Here is a 17,276-nt window from a genome sequence, read left to right as displayed (position 1 = left end):
TGAGTGATCCCAGGTGGTCCCCGACGCGTTTGCCGCGTCTGTCATTGGTTGCCGATTGCTTCAAAATATGGACAAAGTTGGTTAATCAATCCCTCTCAAAACCAACGACGAAATGTGGATTTAGGCCAAATAAGGCTTCGTCCACGGCCAGGAAAGTGGTGTTGTCGCCCTTCCGACGCAGTTTTGCTGCCTGCTTTTGATCGCCGAGTCAAGCAAAACAGCCGTTTCTAAATTTTTTCGCGGCGCCTTCAGCGATAAATGGAACGAAACGGCTGCCGGTGAAAATTGCCCAAATAGGCGCCTGTCTCAGGTAAAACTGTTGCCTGCCTGTCACAATTTCTTCGCCTGGACGGCCGCCTTGAGTGGCACCTCAATTGAACCACAGCGCAAAGGTCAGAAAACCACCGCCGCCGAATTGGCGCTGGATCTGGTCGAAATCGTCGCTGGTCAGGATCCTGCCGCTTTCGAGATAGGGCGCGATTGCCGGACCGGTGATCGACAGGACCAGGTCGAAGTTTTTGGGCTCGTCGAAGAAGCGCTTCATGTTGATGCCCTTATCAGCAATGCGGAAATGCGGCAGCAGCACACGGCCTTCCAGGAGGTCCTCGGCCATGGTCAAGGTGGCGAGCCAGGCCTGGACCTGCTCCTCGCCGACGTCGAGTCCTGTGAGCGGGTTCTCGCCTTTCTGCTGCGGACCCGGCAGCCATTCACGGTCATTGTCGGTCTCGGCGCGGATCGCCTTCCAGTCCTCGCGTGACAGCCGGATCATTTCCAGCAGATGGCGGCGCGCCGCTTGCCGGCGCTCCGGCTCGATCACCGGCCAGTTGACGAGATGCACCAGCGAGATGAAATCAGCGATGCGCCACTCCGAGGAGAAGATGCTGCTGCCCATATCACCGGCCGGCGGTACGAGAATGTCCTGCAACGGCAGCTTGGCGCGCGGGAACAGCATGTGGAACGAGCCGTCGAAAGTGCTCCTGAAATCATGCGCCAGCCAGAAATCGGTCTGCGCCATCAGGAACTCCGCATAGCCCTGCAGCCAGAAACCGTCGGCGCGGTCGAAGCGGAATGTGAGGATGGGGGCGGCGGCGTCCGACGAGATGCCGCCGTGTGACAGTGAGGCAATGATCGCCGCCATGCTTTCATCAGGTGCGATCGTGCCGTCCTCGTTCAGGTCGATGCCGGTGTGGGTGAGGTCGATTGCCATGCCGATATCGGCGTCCGCCGGCACCGCCGCAAACGTTGCGGCGGATTTTTCCAACCGGTCGCGGAAGGCGACCAGGATGTCACGGAATTGCTCATAGGTCAGCCGCTCGGGGTTGGGATTGTCCGGCACCGGCAGCCGCATCAGCGGCAGCATGAAGGATTGCGGGCTCTCGAAGCCATGGCGATGGAGGCCGCTGGCCAGGATTTCCAGCGCAGTGAAGAACTCGCCGGCGCCGGCGGCATAGGCTGATGCCGGGTCTTTTGGCGCGGCGGCCTCCAGCGTCGACAGCGCGCTGTCGCGCCCGGCCACCGTTTTCGCCTCGAACAGAGCGGATGCCGCTTCGGGCATTGCCGCCGATGCGGAAGACAGCGGCACAATCAGCATGAAAGCGGATGTCAGCAGGCTTGCCAGTCGTGTCATCTTTCCCCCCAATATTTTGTCGCGCAGAGCAAATATACACCATTTGGAGCGTCGCGCTTCAACCCGTCCCGAGGACGGTCTACACAAGGCAAACAAATGGGCGCCGCGTGTCGAATTATCCGCTTTCCTACAAGCTGTCCTGGCTGCCGCGTTTCCTGAAGCCCTCGCTGGCCGGCGACGCACGAGACTTTGCGCCGATGGCGGGAATGCTGATGGACCCGCCGAAGCGGGCGGTGCGGCTTGCCTTCGTCGGCGACATCTCGGCGGTGGCCAACCGCAGCGCGCCGGACTGCGATCGGGAGATCAAGGCGTTGCTCGGCGCTGCCGATCTGGTGATAGGCAATTGCGAAAGCCCTGTTGTGGACAGACCAAGCGCGGTGCTGGGGACGAGGCTCGGCACGCATCATGCGATGAGCGAACTCTTCCTGGCCGAGGCGCTCGCGGCGGTCGGCATTGCGCGCGAAAAGCTCGTGCTGTCGCTGGCCAACAACCATGTGTTCGACCAGGGCGTCGCCGGTTTCGACGAGACGGTCGCGGCGTTGCAGCGGCTTGGGATCCGCACGGTCGGCCTGGCCGCCAATGGCCCGGTGGTGCCTGTCCAGGTCGGACCGCTTGATATCGGCTTCGCCGCCTTCACGCTGTGGCGCAACGCCGATGAAAATCTGTTCGCCGGGCGCGTATCGATGGACAGTGACGAGGTCCGCCGGCGGCGTGACGGTGTCGATCTTCTTTGCGCCGTGCCGCATTGGGACTGGGAGTTCAGGCATTTTCCGCGCACTGAAACACGAGCGTTGGCCAGGCGACTGGCCGGGCAAGGCGTCGGGCTGATCGCCGGCCACCACGCCCATGTCGTGCAGCCGGTTGAGCGGATCGACGGGACGATCGTTGCCTATGGGCTCGGCGATTTCCTCAGCACCGCCTTTGCCTGCCAGCCATGGCCGGGTCGTATTGGCGGGATTTTCGTTGTGGAAGTCAGTGCCGATGCCGACACACGCGGCGCCATTGCGTCATACCGGCTGCATCCCTTCATGCGCCTGCGCGCCGGCGACCATGAGCGGCTGGTACCGGTGGAGGCACTGGTGGGGCAAATGCGCGGCAAGGCCCAGGGTCGGCTGAGAGCGATCTTTCCTGCCTCTTAAAGCGAAGAGAGCGTCACTGCTTAGCCGTCTGGCGGCCCCTGCAAAACCGATTATCATGCGACGGCAGAGGCAGGTTGCGGGGGCGGCGGTGGAAACGTCGGATTTCATGCCGAGCGAGGCGGTGATTGCCAGCATCCGGAAGGATATCGAGGCCTATGAGGCAGCGAGGGCCTCGGCGGTCCGCCAGGTGCGCTGGCGGGCGCCGGTGTTCGTCGGGCTGGTGCTGGTGTTCGTGATGCTGGTCGCCTGGCTGTTCAACAAGGTCGCCGACCCCAACGAGCAATGGTTCTCGACGCCACATGTGTTTCTCTATGGCATCGGCTTGGTGGCTTCGAGCGTGCTCTACTTCCAGGCCATGAAACCGGCGACGCGGCTGCAGCAATCTTTCCGCGAGACGCTGCTGCCAATCATCTTCGGCTTCATCGCGGATATGCGTTACCAGCATGGAGGGAGGCCGAACTCTTTCGACCGGCTGCCGCGCGAGGCGGTTGGCGCCTTCAACAAGCAGTCGTTCGACGATGTCGTTTCGGGCCGTTACGAAGAGTTTCCGTTCGAGCTTTACGAAGCAGAACTGCGAGTAGGGTCGCGCAAGGATTCATCGACAGTCTTCAGGGGTGTCATTGTCGCTTTCGAAGCGATCGAGCCGTTCCCGGGGGTATTGGTGGCGACGCGCCGGACCAATGCGGTCGTCGGCTTCTTCCGCGGCATGTTCGCCGGCAAGATGCAGGATTTGTCGTCCGGTGTGCCCGAACTCGACGCCGCCTATGAATTCCGCAGCGACAACGTCGAGGCGGCGCGGCCGCTGGTGACCGGCCGGCTGGCGCAGGCCCTGAAATGGCTTGGCGAAACCTGGCCGGACGACCCGGCCCGCGTCGCGCTCAACGGCAGCGACGGCTTCCTGCTGTTGCCGCAGACGAAGAACTTCTTCGAACTGCCGGATATTTCAGTGCCGCTCGACTACACCACGCATGTCGCGCCGATGATATCAGACATGGGCGCGATGCTGGCGACGGCGGCGCTGGTGCGAAAAATCGGCGCGAAGGACGAGATCAGTTAATCGGGCCTCGCCGTCAGCAGTCGAAGCCATATTTGTCGCGCATGTAGTCTGCCTCTTCTTTCGACATTTTCTTGAACATCACGCAGACGGTGAAGCTGCCGACCTGATGCCCGTCGCTTGTGTATCCCCAGTCGGAAATTTCGTCCCTGGTGAATTCTATGTTCTGGCCGAGGACGACGTTGCGCACTTCCTCCGGCTGGTTCGCCAATATGCCGGCAAATCCGGTCTCGGTGCGGCGGAACGGTATGACCCAGAAATGTTCGGTGACATTCCCGTCCCGCACCTTGACCTTGAGTTTGAACCTGTCTGTTCCGGAGGGAGGTGCCTCGGACAGCGCCAGGAATTCATCCAGGCTGGCGAGTGCCTGGGCGGTCGCCGCCGCCATGTCGGGATCGCCCGGGGTAAAGATAATCGTCTTGTCGTCGCCTGGGTCCGCGCCTTGTGCACCGGCCGATCCCGTAGCAAGCGCCAGCATCAGGGACATCATGGTCCGGATTGCAAGCTTCATGGAAGGCCCCTCACCGTAGTCGCGGCCACCATGGTGCATTCATTCCGAGATTGCAACCCAGGCGCGAGTTTCATTCGGTTTTTGGCGTAATTGAGCCGACCATAATTCATATCGATTTTCTGGCGGAACGCTCTTCCGACCGACCGCTATGGTTTTTGCCAGGAGGCCGCGCTATCCCTTGGCCAACGGGGGATATCCATGGCTGGGCAACAAAAAGAATTTCGGCTGTCGCGGCGATTGCTACTCGGTGCGGCTGTCGTTGGCGGCGCGGTGCTGTGGGGCGGCAACACCGTGGCACGGCTGGCGCGCGGGCCTTTGGGACCGAAGAACGCAGGCCGCATCGCCGATATCGACGGCATCGCGCTGCCGCTGAAGCCGCTGGAGAATGCGCCGGCCTTTGACGCATCGCTGCCCTGGTCGGCAAAGGGCGGCGACATCAACGATGCCAGCGGCCTGTCGCAGACGCCGGTCTATGGCGTGGTGGAAGTCAGCGAGGAAGAGCACATCGCCAAGGCGCTGGCCTTCGCGCGCGCCAATGGCTTGAAGGTCTCGTTGGCGGCCATCCGCCATTCGATGGGCGGGCATGCCTTCGACGACAATGCGCTGGTACTCGACCTCAGAAAATTCAACAAGGTGACCGTCGACGCCGCGGCGAAGACCATGACGCTGCAGCCGGGCGCGCGCTGGCACGACATCCAGAACCTCTTGCATCCGCGCTTCGCGGTGAAGGCGATGCAGTCGACCGACATCTTTTCGGTTGGCGGCTCGCTGTCGGTCAATGCGCACGGCATGGACCATCAGGCGGGTTCGGTGGCAAGCTCGATCCGCTCGATGCGTGTGATGCTGGCCGACGGTTCGGTGACGACCTGTTCGCCCAGCGAGAATATCGATTTGTTCCGCCACGTCGTCGGCGGCTACGGCCTGTTCGGCGTTGTGCTGGAGGCGACTCTCGATATCGTCGACAACGCCGTCTACCGGACCTCTCGCGAAATCATCAAATCCGACGATTTCCCGAAATTCTTCGCCGAGGTGCTGGAGCCGAACGGGACGATCGGTCTGTTTTACGGCCATCTGTCGACGGCGCCGGGCAATTTCCTCGAGGACATGATCGTCTACCGCTATGACAAGGTGGCCGAGCAGCCGCCGGCGGATCAGCCCGCGATCGGCGAGCCGGGTTCGGTCGGGCTGAAGCGCGTGATCATCAACATGGCGAAATGGGGCAGCCTGTTCCAGGAGTTGAAGTGGTTCACCGAAAAGACGCTGGAGCCGAAATTCGAAAGCTGCACGGTGGCGCGCACCTCGGCCATGGCCGAAGGCGAGGCCTGCCTCGTCACCCGCAACAACCCGATGCACGATTCAGTACCGTATCTGTTCAACGATCTTTTGGATGAGACCGACATTCTGCACGAATATTTTATTCCACGCGCCGCGTATAATCCATTCATCACGGAAGCCCGCGAGATCCTGCGCAATCAGTCGCTGCCGGTGCTCAACGCCTCGGTGCGCATCGTTCACAAGGAGGATGTGGCGCTGACCTATGCGCCGGAGCCGGCCTATTCGCTGGTGCTCTACATCAACCAGCCGACCGATGCCGACGGCAATGCCAGGATGCGGGCGCTGACCCGGGCGCTGATCGATGTGACGATCAAATATGGCGGCCGGTTCTTCCTGCCCTACCAGCTGCATTATACGGCCAAGGAGTTGCTGGCCTCCTATCCCGAACTGCCGGCCTTCCTGGCGACAAAGCGGCAATATGACCCGACGGAACTGTTTTCCTCGACCTTCTACCGTGCCATCAAGGCGCTGAGCGGGGTGGCATAAAAAGCAGGAGAACAACCCATGCGGATGGTATCGGCGGCGGCACTCACCCTCATTGCGCTGTGCGCTGGACCGGTCCAGGCCGAGGATATCAAGGCTTTCAAGCTGACGATCGACGGTGTGACCGTCGATATCGATCCCGGCGAGAGCACAAGCATGACGCTGCCCGGCGGCAGAAAGAGCAAGGTGACGCTCGAGCGCAACGACTTCGCCACCTTTTCCGGCAGCGATTTCTCCTTCGTCCATCCGAGCGACATTTCGGTGACCAAGACTGATCTCGGCGATGATATCACGCAGTACCTGATGGCGTCGGCGCTGGGCACGATCGTCGTCGTGCAGGAATACGGCAAGATGAATCCGGTGTCGCTCAGCCAGCTGATGCTGCAGGAGATGACCAAGGAATCGGTGCAGGCCGGTGCTGAGTTGACGCAGCAGCCGACGACGCGCAAGCTCGCCGACGGCAAGGAATTGACCGGCATTCGCGCTCAGGTGAAGACACGCACTGACACGGCCGATTTCGAGATCGTCGGCTCCGGCGTTGCCGAACATGGGCTGTTGTTCATCACCCGCATTGCCGAAGAGGACGTGGCGACCGAAAAGCCGCTGATCGACAAGTTCTGGCAGAGCCTGAAAGTTGAATTGCAGGGGGGCTAGGATCGCCTCTCAGTTTGGATTTCGGCTGGGGTCCACACTTTTGTGTAACGGCGCCCGAAGTTATTCTGACGACCCCTGAATTGGAGGTCTTACAGCATGGCGAAGCTCATTTTCAGAATGAACCAGTCCCTCGACGGCTACGTCGACCACATGAAAATGCCGTCAGGGCCCACGATCTTTCGGCACTGGATAGAGCAAGTGCGCAACCTGAGCGGCAGTGTGTACGGTCGCGGCATGTACGAGGTGATGCGCTATTGGGACGAAGACAGTCCAGAGTGGGGCGCGGAGGCGCGTGAATTCGCGGCGGCGTGGCGGAGCCAACCGAAATGGGTTGTGTCGCGCACGCTGAAGTCGGTCGGCCCCAACGCCACCCTTGTCGCGGACGACGTCGAGGCGGTGATACGTGGGCTTAAGGCCCAACTCGCTGGGGAGATTTCAGTTTCTGGACCAAACCTGGCACGAAGCCTGACCGACCTTGGTCTTATCGATGCGTACCAACTCTACCTCCATCCGTTCGTGCTTGGTCATGGTAAGCCATTCTTCGCCGGCCCGCGGCCGCCGCTTCGCTTTGTGGCCAGCGACCTGATTGGCGATGACGTGATCAGGTTGACCTATGTGCCTGCCTAATCACGGACACCCGGTGCGACGATAGGATGCCGCATGTTGCGGTCGTCAAACCGAGACCCTTGCGGGATTACAGGCCCTTCGGCACCAGTCCGGCCAGCCAGTTCACAGAGCGTTTCGCGGCGTCGGCGGTCGCCGAGGCGGCGCGGCCAAGATCGGTCTTGACCACGGCGTAGCCGTTCTTCGTGCGATAGAGCACGCCGGTTCCGCCATCGACCACCTGTTCGTAGGCGACGGGCCGGGCGGCGTCCGCTTCCATCGCCGTCGTCGGCGAACCGACCGAAACGCTCGGCCGATGGCTCAGTTCAGGCGGCAACGGGCTTTCGGTTCTGACAACGCGGCTGGCGGGCTTCAGTTCAGGGCGCGACGCGGTCGCGGCCAACTGCGACGAGGACGACGAGCCCTTGGTGCGGCAGATGCCGGAAACGAGCGGATAGTTGAAATTCCGCTCGTGCAGCATCTGGCTTTTCATCGCCGCTTCGCACTCGGCGACGGTCGACCACTTGGCCGGCGTCTCGCCGATATATTCGCAAAGCTTGGCGTCGCAGTCGCAGCCGACGATGGTCATGGCGACAAGGGCGGTCTTGATCACGGTCTCGTCCCTTCGAGATGCCCCCTGGCAGCCCATTCAGGTGCATATCATGATCCCAAAACCGGTTTCCGCTTTTGGGCGACATGCAACATTCCATCGCGCGCGAACAAGGCGGGATTTGGCCGCGATTGTGGAATGAGCGTGGCGGGGCGCTCGCGATAGCCGATCTTTGCGGAACGTGGCCGGATCGTCTCAGTAGTCATAGACATGTTCGAGCCTGGCGCCTGACTTGATCAGCGCCGGCAGCACGAGATGCAGCTTGCGTACGGCGACGACCATGCCGGTGCGGCGCGTTGCCGGATCTGCCGGCAGAGGATAGCTGAACAGGATGCGCATGCCTCCGGGGATGGCGATCGAGTCGGTGGAGAGTATGGTGACCATGATCTCGTCGTTGCCGCCGATCTCGACGAACGACACGCCCTTGTCGATCAGGCGCGGAATCATTTCGGTGAACACCTGATAGCGCTTGGTGAAAAAAATGGTGCCATCGGCGCCCAGGTCGCGTTCGAGCAAGGTGTCCGGCTCGTCGCGCGTGGCTTCACCGACCGGCCCCTTGGCCCAGACATGGATATCGAGAAAGGCCGGGTTCGTGGTGGCGGCGAGTGCCTTTTTGATCAGGTCGGCATAGGCCTGCTTGATGGTGTCGGCGAGGCCGAATGCCAGCTTGCGTTCGCTGGTGCGGATGGAACTGTCGCCCGGCGCCGGCTGCACGGCAAACAGGCCCGCGCGTTTCTCGGCATAGGGGAACTGGTACCACGGCACCTGGTCGAGAAATCCTGCATAATCGGCCGCCACTTTGGCCTGATAGATGTCGACGGCGGTTCGCTTGCCTGCTGTCGCCTCGGTCATACGGCCGACAGTGTTCTCATAGGCCCATTGCAGGATATGCTCGATCGAGTGGCTGGTGCCGATGATGACCAGCATCTGGTGGTTGGCGTAGTTAAACTTGTAGGGAGAGCTGGCGCGGATCACCATGGCGTAGTCCTGCCAGAAGCGGCCGACATAGGACCAGTAGGGGAACCCGCTCGGCTGGTCCTTGGCGACGAAGCCGGCATATTCGCGCGCGGCATAGACGATCGCCCATTCCGGATAGGTGAGGAAGGTCGATTCCTCCGGTCGCTGGTAGCCGGGGATCTCGGCGCGGACCTTGTCGGCCAGCGCCTTGGGCGGAGCGCCGTCGGCAATGCCGGGCAGCGGCGCCTTGTCGAGCGACGACGTCGTCAGGAAGCCATAGCTCAGCCCGGCGATCGGAATGAGGATAACGATGACGATCAGACAGAGGATCGTCTTGATGATGCGCTTCAGCCAGCGAAACAGGAACATGGCCGATCAGGCCGTGGCAAAGTGATCGTGTATGCGCTTTGCCAGCCAGAAGCCGACATAGACGGCGAAGCCGCCAATGACGATGTGCGGCAGGTTGGCGAAGAAGCGGGCCGGGAACTCGATGTCGTTGAGGGAGCGGAAGCCGTTGATGAAGATGCCGGCATCGAGGCAGCCGGAACCGGTAATCAGCCCGAGCACGCCATCGAACAGGTAGACCGAACCGAACAGCTTGAAATAGAACACGGCCTGCCGGTGCGAGATGAAGGCGGCGGCCAGCGCCCAGACGCCGGAGAAGGCATGCAGCAGATCATCATACCATTGCAGGGAGAATAGGCCGAACAGATTGCCGTCAGCATCGTTGAACGGCGGTATGTAGCCGATGGCGACGACGCCGAAGAACAGGAAGGCATAGGCAACGGCAAGCTTCTGGATGAGCGTCATGAAGTGTCCCCCTCCGAGTGACGCCGAACGTTAGCCGATTTTGCCGCCGGTTGCAGCCCCAACGAAAACCGTAAAAATGTGGGGTCAAAAAGACAGTCGGCGCCGGGATCTCTCCCAGCGCCTCCCTGTCAGATCAGGACACGGTCGCGGCAGCAACTTCCGTAAAGTCGTCGCGCCTTGCCGGCCTTGATTTTGACGGTCCTGCCAGTCCGCCACCCGAAAGCAGCGTCCGTTCGGGACCACGCCGGTCGCCACCCTTGCGAGCTTTGCCCTGCGCACCATCGAAGGTTTTTGCCGTCCTTCATGGCAGCATCGGTCCGCCGTCGGCGTTGGGACGCTTTCCGCGGCCCCGTAGGTCTCGGCTCCGACCCTCGAAACAGGCAAGCCTGCTCCCGCTTCGGTCCGTACGGGCCTCAGGAAATCCGCCTTTCACTTCGCCTTTCGGCTGGGCGATCGGGCAGCCGCCTGAGATGGGTTTAACTTATGCCGGGTAAGGGCTTTGCGAAATGGCCAAGGGCCTGTGGATAGCGGGATTATCGGGGACCAACCAAGGAGAATGCGATTTTCCGATCCGTCATAGGGTGGGCGGCATCGGTAGACATTCGGCCTTGCCCTGCCGACCGGTGCGGGCTTCAATGCCGGCAAAGGATTCGAGGTGCCGAGCGCTTCGATGTCTTTGCGGGAGGGTGCTTTTGAAAGTCGGGGTGGTTCTCAATCCGATTGCCGGCGGCGGCCGGCTGAAACGGCATTGGCCCGATGTCGCGGCATCGCTGAAAAGTCATTTCGGCGAATTCGAACTGCGCGAAACGCAGGCAGAAGGCGATGCAGAAAGGCTGGCGCTCGATCTTGCGGCTGAAGGTTTCAATTTGGTGATCGCTGCCGGTGGTGACGGCACCGCCAGCGAAGTGGCCGACGGGCTGCTGCAGGCGATCCAGGAGGGCGGCAGGACGACCGAACTCGGTCTGTTGCCGTGCGGCGCCGGCATCGATTTCGCGCGCGGCCTCGGCCTGCCGAAAGAGGTGGACGCGGTGCTGAAGCGGATCGCTGAAGCCAAGGCGCGCAAGGTCGATGCCGGCCGCATCTGCTACATCGACGACCATGGCGCGCTGGCCAGCCGCCACTTCATCAACATCGCCAGCCTGGGCCTGTCCGGCGCCACCGACCGTGCCGTCAATGCCGACAAGCGCAAGGGCAGGATGTCGGCCAAGGCGCTGTTCCTGTGGCGCACCGTGGTCGAATTCATCCGCTACCGCTTCCAGGACGTCAGGATCACCGTCGATGACGGCGCCCCGGTCGAGGCGCGCATGGCGCTGGTGGCGGTGGCCAATGGCAAATTCTTCGGCGGCGGCATGATGATCGCCCCAGATGCCGATTTGACCGACGGGCAGTTCGACATCGTTATCTTGCGCGCCGCCGGCAAGCTGAAGCTGATCTGGGACATCCGCCTGCTCTATGGCGGCCGGCACCGCAATCATCCAGCGATCACCATCCTGCGCGGCAGGAAAGTGGTGGTCGAGCCGCTCGGCGATGTGGAGAAGAACGGCGCGCTGGTCGACATAGACGGCGAGTCGCCCGGACGCATACCCGCGACCTTCGAGATCTTGCCCGGCGCTCTGACGCTCAGATACTGAATCAAGTCGTTAACGGGTTGATTCAGATGGATTCGCCCGCCCATCCAACCTATTGAAATCGCGTGGTTTCATGCCCGGCGTCAGATCGCTAGTTTGGCCGGAAAGCCAGGGGCACGGAGGTCGGTGCCGACGGCATCTTCCAGCAACTTGACGATCTGGGTCGACCAGGCGCTGCCGCCATAGGCAGCCTTGCCCTGTTCGAAAATCGTATTGACGCGCGTGGCGAGGTCGAGTGGCACGCCTGACAGTTCGCCCATGGCGAGAGCGAAGCCAAGGTCCTTCAGTGCCAGATCCATGGTGAAGCCGATGTCGTAGGAGCCGTTGAGAATGAGCTGGCTTTCGGTCTCGTGAACGAAGCTGTTGCCGGAGGAGGCCACGATGGCGTGGTAGGATTGGGCGAGGTCGAGACCGCCTTGTTTGGCCAGCATCAGCGCTTCGCCGGCGGCGACAAGGTGGATGAAGGCGAGCATGTTGGTGATGACCTTGATCACCGCCGCCGACCCGATTGGTCCCATCAGGAAGGACTTCGCGCACATCGCTTCGATCGCCGGGCGATGACGCTCGTGGAGCGCCGCATCGCCGCCGACCAGCGCGGTGATCTTTCCGGCCGCCGCCAGGTGCACGCCGCCGGTGACCGGGCATTCCAGCGTCTCGACGCCCTTGGCCGAAGCGAGGGCAGCGAGGCGAAGAATCTCGTCGCGGCCATTGGTGGACATCTCGATCCAGGTGCCACCCTTCGGCAGGCCTTCGAGCAATCCACCGGGGCCGGCCAGCACCGCTTCGCTGACCTTCGGCGACGGCAGGCACGTGATCGCGTTGCCGGTCCGCGCGGCGGCGTCGGCGGGGCTGTTCGCAACGGAGGCGCCGAGCGCAACGAGGCGCTCGACAGCGGCGGGATCACGGTCGAGGACGGTCACGGAAAAGCCGTTGCGGATCAGGCTGGCGGCAAGGTTGCCGCCGAGATGGCCAAGGCCGATGAAGGCGTAGCTTTCGCTCATGGCATCAGCGGCGTCTGCATCATCTGCAGATGCAGTTCCTTGCCCGTGTAGGGATGCGCGTCGCAGACCGCCTCGTTGAGCTCGACGCCGAGGCCGGGCTCCTTCGACGGGATGACGTTGCCGTCCTGCCACTCGATCTTCTTCTTCAGCAGCGTGGCGTGAAACCCGTCCCACTGCTTCAGCGATTCGAGGATGAGGAAATTGGGCAGCGTCACCGCCAATTGGATGTTGGCGGCGCCGACGATCGGTCCGCAGTAGCAATGCGGGGCGATCTGGATGTGGTAGGCCTCCGCCATGGCGGCGATCTTCTTGGTTTCAAGGATGCCGCCCGAGCGGCCGAGGTCCGGCTGCAGGATGGTCGCGGCGCGGTTCTCGATGACGCGAGCGAACTCGAATTTGGTCGTCAGCCGTTCGCCGGTGGCGATCGGGATCGAGGTCGCGCGGGCCACTTGGGCCATGACCTCTGGCATGTCAGGCGGCACCGGCTCTTCGAACCAAAGCGGATCATAAGGCTCGATGGCGCGCGCCATGCGTAGCGCGCCGGAGGCGGTGAACTGGCCGTGTGTGCCGAACAATATGTCGGCGCGCGTGCCGACCGCCTCGCGGATCGCCTTGACCATACGGGTGGACAGGTCGATGTCGACAAGCCGCGGCTGGTGGCCGTCAAAGGCGGTGTAGGGGCCGGCTGGATCGAGCTTGACGGCGTTGAACCCCTGCTCGACATATTCGAGCGCGCAGGCGGCGGCGAGATCGGGATCGTTGTAGACGTTCTTGCCGTGCGCGTCCTCGGAATGGACGCTGCCGGTGTGCGGGTAGAGATAGGTGTAGGAGCGCAGCGTCTCGTGCACCTGACCACCGAGCAGTTTGTAGACCGGCTTGTCGGCCTCCTTGCCGATAATGTCCCAGCAGGCCATCTCCAGCGCCGAGAAGCAACCCATGCCGGACACATCGGGACGCTGGGTGAAACCCGAGGAATAGGCGCGGCGGAAGAAGTTCTCGATGTCGTGCGGATCGCGGCCGACGAGATAGCGCTCGGCCATGTCCTCGACCATCCTCGCCGTGACATGGGCCGAGAAGGTGGCGTTGTAGGCCTCGCCATAGCCGACCACGCCGCCGTCTGTGGTGAGCTTGACGAAGATGAAATACTTGCCGCCGATGCCGGGCGGCGGGTTGCCGACAACCCAGGTCTTGACGTCGGTGATCTTCATCTTTGGTCCTCCAGAACCAACTCGGCGCCCTTCCAACCGGTCATGATCGAGGCGGCGTTGGTGTTGCCGGTGATGTTGTCGGGAAAGATCGAGGCATCGATGACGCGCAAGCCTTCGATGCCGTGCACCTTGAGACGCGGATCGACGACGGCGCGCGCGCGATCCGGCCCCATGCGGCAGGTCGACACCGGGTGATAGACGGTCCCCGAGCGCTTTCGGAAATCCTGTATCAGATCGGCGTCGGAAGTGATCGACGGACCGGGCAGGACCTCTTCCTCGATGATCTCGGCCATGGCGGGCATCGAGGCGATCTTGCGCACGAATTTCACCGCTGCCAGCATCTCCTCGACATCGGCATTGGTGGAATAGGCATTGGCGACAATTTTGGGGTAGTCGCGCGGGTTGCTGGAGCGGATCATGATCTCGCCACGGCTCGACGGGCGGCAATTGGACAGGCCGATGGAAAAGCCCGGCCATGGATCCGGCGTCAGGATCGGGCGCTCGCCGCTCTTGGGAATGACGGTCGAGAAGGCCTGGAAATAGAGCTGCATGTTGGGCCGGCTGGCCGCCGGGTCGGTGCGGAAGAAGCCGCCGGCATTGTTCATCGACAGCGACAGCGGGCCCGAACGCGTCAGGATGTATTGCATGCCGACCAAGAGCTTGCCCCACCACGGACGCAGGATCTGATTGAGCGTCGGCAGCCGGCCCTTGAAGGTATAGTTGATGCCGACATGATCCTGCAGATGCGCACCGACATTTTGGTTGGCGTGAACGACGGGAATGCCCAGCCCCCCAAGCAGAGCGGACGGGCCGACGCCGGACAGCTGCAGCAATTGCGGCGAGTTGACCGAACCGCCCGACAATATGACCTCGCGGCCGGCACGCGCCGTCTTCGTCTCGCCGTTCTGCAGATATTCGACGCCAACGGCGCGCTTGCCCTCGAACAGGACCCTGGTCGCCAGCGCGTTCATCTCGACGCGGACATTGGCGCGTCTCATTGCCGGACGCAGGAAGGCGCGCGCCGCCGACATGCGGCGGCCGTTGCGGGTCGAGATCTGGTAGACGCCGACGCCTTCCTGGACGGCACCGTTGAAATCCGGGTTGAGCGCCAGGCCGGCCTGCTGGCCGGCAGCGAGATAGCGCCTGGTCAGCGGATGGACGGCATCGGCACAGTCGGTGATGTGCAGCGGGCCGCCGATGCCGCGCCATTGGTCGGCGCCGGCCTGGTTGTCCTCGAGCGCCTTGAAGGCGGGCAACAGGTCGTCATAACCCCAGCCGGGATTGCCGGCGTCGCGCCAGGCGTCGAAATCCTCGCGCGCGCCCCTGATCCAGACCATGGCGTTGATCGAGCTCGAACCGCCGAGCAGCTTGCCGCGCGGCCAGTGGTCGGCATTGCCGGCAAGGCCCGGGTCCGGCTCGGCCTTATAGTTCCAGTTGACATCAGGATCGAAGAAGGTCTTGCCGTAGCCGAGCGGCATCTGCACGTAGAAGCGGCGGTCGGTGCCGCCGGCCTCCAGCACCAGCACCGAAAAGCGCCCGGAGGCCGAGAGTTTGTCGGCCAGGACCGAGCCGGCCGAGCCGGAGCCGACGATAATGAAATCATAGGTCTGCATGATGGTCTGCACGATTGGTTTGGGCGGCGCCGGAAATCTGGCGCAGCCTAGACGCCATGGGTTCACCGCGTAGCCGTGCCTTCCGGCATCAGTTGTGAAAAAAGCGACCGTCGAAATGGTCGGGTTCGAGGGGATTCCGGACAATCGTGCTTGATATGCACCGGCTCGACGGCCTATGCGATGGCATTACTTTGGCGCATGATTTTTTCCGAAAAGTCTGCAACTTTTCGGAATCATGCTCTGGCCAATCTGCGGAAGGCAGGAAATCATATGCGGACCCTTCCTGACGCGTTCATTCCCGAACTGCCGGGCCACTACAGCGGCAAGGTCCGCGAAAACTACGATTTGGCGGATGGCAGGCGCATCATCATCGCAACCGATCGCCTCAGCGCCTTCGACACCATCCTAACTTCGATCCCATACAAGGGAGAGATCCTCACCCAGACGGCTCGGTACTGGTTCGAGGAAACAGCCGATATCTGCCCGAACCATGTCCTGGAATATCCCGACCCGAACGTCGTCGTCGGCACAAGGCTCGACATCCTGCCGGTCGAGATCGTCGTGCGTGGTTATCTGGCGGGAACCACCAGCACCTCGATCCTGACCCGCTATCGTCGCGGCGAACGGGAGATGTACGGGATGCGCCTGCCGGACGGGCTGCGCGACAATGAAAAACTGGCGGAGCCGATCATCACGCCGACCAGCAAGGCTTCGCAGGGTGGTCATGACGAGCCCCTGTCCAAAGCCGAGATCCTTGAACAGGGCCTGCTCACGAAGGCGCAGTGGGATATCGTATCGGGCTATGCCTTACGGCTGTTCGCTCGCGGCCAGCAGCGCGCCGCCGAGCGAGGCCTCATCCTCGCCGATACCAAATACGAATTCGGCACCGACAAGAACGGGACCATCATTCTCGCCGACGAAATCCACACGCCGGACAGCAGCCGGTACTGGATTGCGGCGAGCTACGAACAGGCGCTCGCCAGCGGCAGCCGGCCGGAGAGTTTTGACAAGGATTTCATCCGTTCTTGGGTGTCGGCTAGGTGCGATCCCTACAGCGACCCTGTCCCCGAGATACCCGACCAGATCGTCGAACAGGCCTCCAGGGTCTATGCGCAGGCTTATGAGTCGATCACGGGCAAGGAGTTCTCTCCCGATCTTTCCGGGGACACAGTCCTCGATCGCATTCGCACGAACCTTGAGCGTTACTTTTAGCAGTGACGTGAGTAGCAGTGACGTGAGCCTTGTGACCGGCTCGATCTAAAGATTGACCAGGGCGCTTTCCAAATCCCTGTATGCTGCGACGACGACATCCGCGCCGTGTTGCAAGAGAATATCGCCGTGATTTCCGCTGCAGTGATTGCCGGCGGCAAATCCTATGACATGCATACCGGCGGCCTTGCCCGCCAAGACACCGTTCACGCTGTCTTCGACAACGATACATTCTTCTGGATGCACATTCATAGAACGTGCGGCATATAAAAACAGGTCTGGTTCCGGCTTGCCGTTGTTGACCAAGTCCGATGAAAAGATATGAGGCTCGAAAAGGTCGATAAGACCGGTACGTTCGAGTTTCCAACGCAATCGGGCGACCGGCGTGCTGGACGCCACGCAACGCAGCGATGAGAGACGGTTGATTGTGTTCCGTGCGTCCGGCAAAGGGGCCAAACGCTTCTGCAAGCGTTCATTGGTGTAGTCTGCCATCTGTTCAAAGAAATGTGGCGTAAGTGGCTTGGCGCGCGCAAGGCCAATTGCTTCGAGCTTCGCTCGCCATATAGCGGGAGATAATCCCATGAATGTCTTTGTATAGACGCTCGGCTCGAACGTAAGGCCTGCCGATGCCAGCCATTCAAGTTCGGCTGCTTGATATACCTCCTCGCTGTTCACAAGAACGCCGTCACAATCAAATATTATCAGTTTCATAGTGGCGCCCGGGGTCAATCTCTGCCTCCAGTGTAAGTGGCGGGGCGCCGGTTTTCCACTGGGGCCGAGTCTCAAACGGCGGCATTGTCTGGCTGTGATCGCGTTGACGCGCCATCGCCGTGA

General features: G+C 61.9%; 16 protein-coding genes. 7 read left to right on the top strand and 9 right to left on the bottom strand.

Annotation, left to right across the window (positions count from 1 at the left end):
• Positions 1–370: 370 nt before the first annotated feature.
• Positions 371–1,627: a hypothetical protein gene (locus NKJ89_RS14780; RefSeq protein ID WP_352603412.1), complete on the bottom strand. Its 1,257-nt coding sequence runs from the start codon at positions 1,625–1,627 to the stop codon at positions 371–373.
• Between the two features lie 107 nt (positions 1,628–1,734).
• Between NKJ89_RS14780 and NKJ89_RS14775 the strand changes: the two genes are divergently transcribed.
• Together NKJ89_RS14775 and NKJ89_RS14770 are read left to right on the top strand one after the other, a co-directional pair.
• Positions 1,735–2,766 (top strand): CapA family protein, encoded by a 1,032-nt coding sequence (locus NKJ89_RS14775; RefSeq protein WP_352603410.1) that lies wholly within the window; start codon positions 1,735–1,737, stop codon positions 2,764–2,766.
• 88 nt (positions 2,767–2,854) lie between these two features.
• Positions 2,855–3,823, top strand: coding sequence for a hypothetical protein (locus tag NKJ89_RS14770; RefSeq protein ID WP_352603408.1), 969 nt, complete (start codon positions 2,855–2,857; stop codon positions 3,821–3,823).
• Between the two features lie 13 nt (positions 3,824–3,836).
• Here NKJ89_RS14770 and NKJ89_RS14765 read toward each other — a convergent pair whose 3' ends face one another.
• Complete coding sequence (locus NKJ89_RS14765) at positions 3,837–4,331, bottom strand: YegJ family protein (RefSeq protein ID WP_352603406.1); 495 nt, start codon at positions 4,329–4,331, stop codon at positions 3,837–3,839.
• A 198-nt stretch (positions 4,332–4,529) separates the two neighbouring features.
• Between NKJ89_RS14765 and NKJ89_RS14760 the strand changes: the two genes are divergently transcribed.
• The 3 genes from NKJ89_RS14760 (at position 4,530) to NKJ89_RS14750 (ending at position 7,430) form a co-directional block, all read left to right on the top strand.
• Complete coding sequence (locus NKJ89_RS14760) at positions 4,530–6,152, top strand: FAD-binding oxidoreductase (RefSeq protein WP_352603404.1); 1,623 nt, start codon at positions 4,530–4,532, stop codon at positions 6,150–6,152.
• 18 nt (positions 6,153–6,170) lie between these two features.
• Positions 6,171–6,803 (top strand): hypothetical protein, encoded by a 633-nt coding sequence (locus NKJ89_RS14755; RefSeq protein WP_352603402.1) that lies wholly within the window; start codon positions 6,171–6,173, stop codon positions 6,801–6,803.
• Positions 6,804–6,899: 96 nt separating this feature from the next.
• Positions 6,900–7,430, top strand: coding sequence for a dihydrofolate reductase family protein (locus NKJ89_RS14750; RefSeq protein WP_352603400.1), 531 nt, complete (start codon positions 6,900–6,902; stop codon positions 7,428–7,430).
• 67 nt (positions 7,431–7,497) lie between these two features.
• On the opposite strand, the gene NKJ89_RS14745 is transcribed toward NKJ89_RS14750, so the two are convergent.
• From NKJ89_RS14745 to NKJ89_RS14735, 3 genes are all read right to left on the bottom strand, one after another.
• Entirely contained in the window at positions 7,498–8,019 is a 522-nt protein-coding gene (locus NKJ89_RS14745; RefSeq protein ID WP_023809774.1) for a hypothetical protein, read from the bottom strand.
• A 192-nt stretch (positions 8,020–8,211) separates the two neighbouring features.
• Positions 8,212–9,342: a hypothetical protein gene (locus tag NKJ89_RS14740; RefSeq protein WP_352603398.1), complete on the bottom strand. Its 1,131-nt coding sequence runs from the start codon at positions 9,340–9,342 to the stop codon at positions 8,212–8,214.
• A gap of 6 nt (positions 9,343–9,348) precedes the next feature.
• Positions 9,349–9,783, bottom strand: a complete 435-nt coding sequence (locus NKJ89_RS14735) for a DUF4383 domain-containing protein (RefSeq protein ID WP_023761251.1) — start codon at positions 9,781–9,783, stop codon at positions 9,349–9,351.
• Between the two features lie 692 nt (positions 9,784–10,475).
• Between NKJ89_RS14735 and NKJ89_RS14730 the strand changes: the two genes are divergently transcribed.
• The gene (locus tag NKJ89_RS14730; RefSeq protein ID WP_352603395.1) at positions 10,476–11,414 is read left to right on the top strand and encodes a diacylglycerol/lipid kinase family protein; all 939 of its coding nucleotides are present in this window, start codon (positions 10,476–10,478) and stop codon (positions 11,412–11,414) included.
• 80 nt (positions 11,415–11,494) lie between these two features.
• Here the strand turns inward: NKJ89_RS14730 and NKJ89_RS14725 are convergent, their stop codons facing one another.
• From NKJ89_RS14725 to NKJ89_RS14715, 3 genes are read right to left on the bottom strand one after another with little or no spacing between them, the layout of a single operon-like run.
• Entirely contained in the window at positions 11,495–12,412 is a 918-nt protein-coding gene (locus NKJ89_RS14725) for an NAD(P)-dependent oxidoreductase (protein WP_352603393.1), read from the bottom strand.
• Positions 12,409–13,620: a mandelate racemase/muconate lactonizing enzyme family protein gene (locus NKJ89_RS14720; RefSeq protein ID WP_352603391.1), complete on the bottom strand. Its 1,212-nt coding sequence runs from the start codon at positions 13,618–13,620 to the stop codon at positions 12,409–12,411. Before NKJ89_RS14720 ends, NKJ89_RS14725 begins: the two co-directional genes overlap by 4 nt.
• On the bottom strand, positions 13,617–15,233 hold the full coding sequence (locus NKJ89_RS14715; RefSeq protein ID WP_352603389.1) for a GMC family oxidoreductase: 1,617 nt from the start codon (positions 15,231–15,233) through the stop codon (positions 13,617–13,619). The genes NKJ89_RS14720 and NKJ89_RS14715 overlap by 4 nt, the downstream gene beginning before the upstream one ends.
• A gap of 270 nt (positions 15,234–15,503) precedes the next feature.
• Between NKJ89_RS14715 and NKJ89_RS14710 the strand changes: the two genes are divergently transcribed.
• The gene (locus NKJ89_RS14710) at positions 15,504–16,445 is read left to right on the top strand and encodes a phosphoribosylaminoimidazolesuccinocarboxamide synthase (protein ID WP_352603387.1); all 942 of its coding nucleotides are present in this window, start codon (positions 15,504–15,506) and stop codon (positions 16,443–16,445) included.
• A gap of 45 nt (positions 16,446–16,490) precedes the next feature.
• Here the strand turns inward: NKJ89_RS14710 and NKJ89_RS14705 are convergent, their stop codons facing one another.
• Positions 16,491–17,171: an HAD family hydrolase gene (locus tag NKJ89_RS14705; RefSeq protein ID WP_352603385.1), complete on the bottom strand. Its 681-nt coding sequence runs from the start codon at positions 17,169–17,171 to the stop codon at positions 16,491–16,493.
• Between the last annotated feature and the right edge of the window lie 105 nt (positions 17,172–17,276).

This window comes from Mesorhizobium sp. M0047, assembly GCF_040323315.1.
Classification (GTDB): domain Bacteria; phylum Pseudomonadota; class Alphaproteobacteria; order Rhizobiales; family Rhizobiaceae; genus Mesorhizobium.
The sequence above is the reverse complement of the archived record's forward strand: the minus strand, read 5'-3'. Positions and strand labels throughout refer to the sequence as shown.

What these genes read in the sequence shown, in the direction of transcription:
- NKJ89_RS14780 (WP_352603412.1), bottom strand. Translation starts at nt 1,627, where the DNA reads ATGACACGACTGGCAAGCCTGCTGACATCCGCTTTCATGCTGATTGTG.
- NKJ89_RS14765 (WP_352603406.1), bottom strand. Translation starts at nt 4,331, where the DNA reads ATGAAGCTTGCAATCCGGACCATGATGTCCCTGATGCTGGCGCTTGCT.
- NKJ89_RS14760 (WP_352603404.1), top strand. Translation starts at nt 4,530, where the DNA reads ATGGCTGGGCAACAAAAAGAATTTCGGCTGTCGCGGCGATTGCTACTC.
- NKJ89_RS14755 (WP_352603402.1), top strand. Translation starts at nt 6,171, where the DNA reads ATGCGGATGGTATCGGCGGCGGCACTCACCCTCATTGCGCTGTGCGCT.
- NKJ89_RS14750 (WP_352603400.1), top strand. Translation starts at nt 6,900, where the DNA reads ATGGCGAAGCTCATTTTCAGAATGAACCAGTCCCTCGACGGCTACGTC.
- NKJ89_RS14740 (WP_352603398.1), bottom strand. Translation starts at nt 9,342, where the DNA reads ATGTTCCTGTTTCGCTGGCTGAAGCGCATCATCAAGACGATCCTCTGT.
- NKJ89_RS14735 (WP_023761251.1), bottom strand. Translation starts at nt 9,783, where the DNA reads ATGACGCTCATCCAGAAGCTTGCCGTTGCCTATGCCTTCCTGTTCTTC.
- NKJ89_RS14725 (WP_352603393.1), bottom strand. Translation starts at nt 12,412, where the DNA reads ATGAGCGAAAGCTACGCCTTCATCGGCCTTGGCCATCTCGGCGGCAAC.
- NKJ89_RS14720 (WP_352603391.1), bottom strand. Translation starts at nt 13,620, where the DNA reads ATGAAGATCACCGACGTCAAGACCTGGGTTGTCGGCAACCCGCCGCCC.
- NKJ89_RS14715 (WP_352603389.1), bottom strand. Translation starts at nt 15,233, where the DNA reads ATGCAGACCTATGATTTCATTATCGTCGGCTCCGGCTCGGCCGGCTCG.
- NKJ89_RS14710 (WP_352603387.1), top strand. Translation starts at nt 15,504, where the DNA reads ATGCGGACCCTTCCTGACGCGTTCATTCCCGAACTGCCGGGCCACTAC.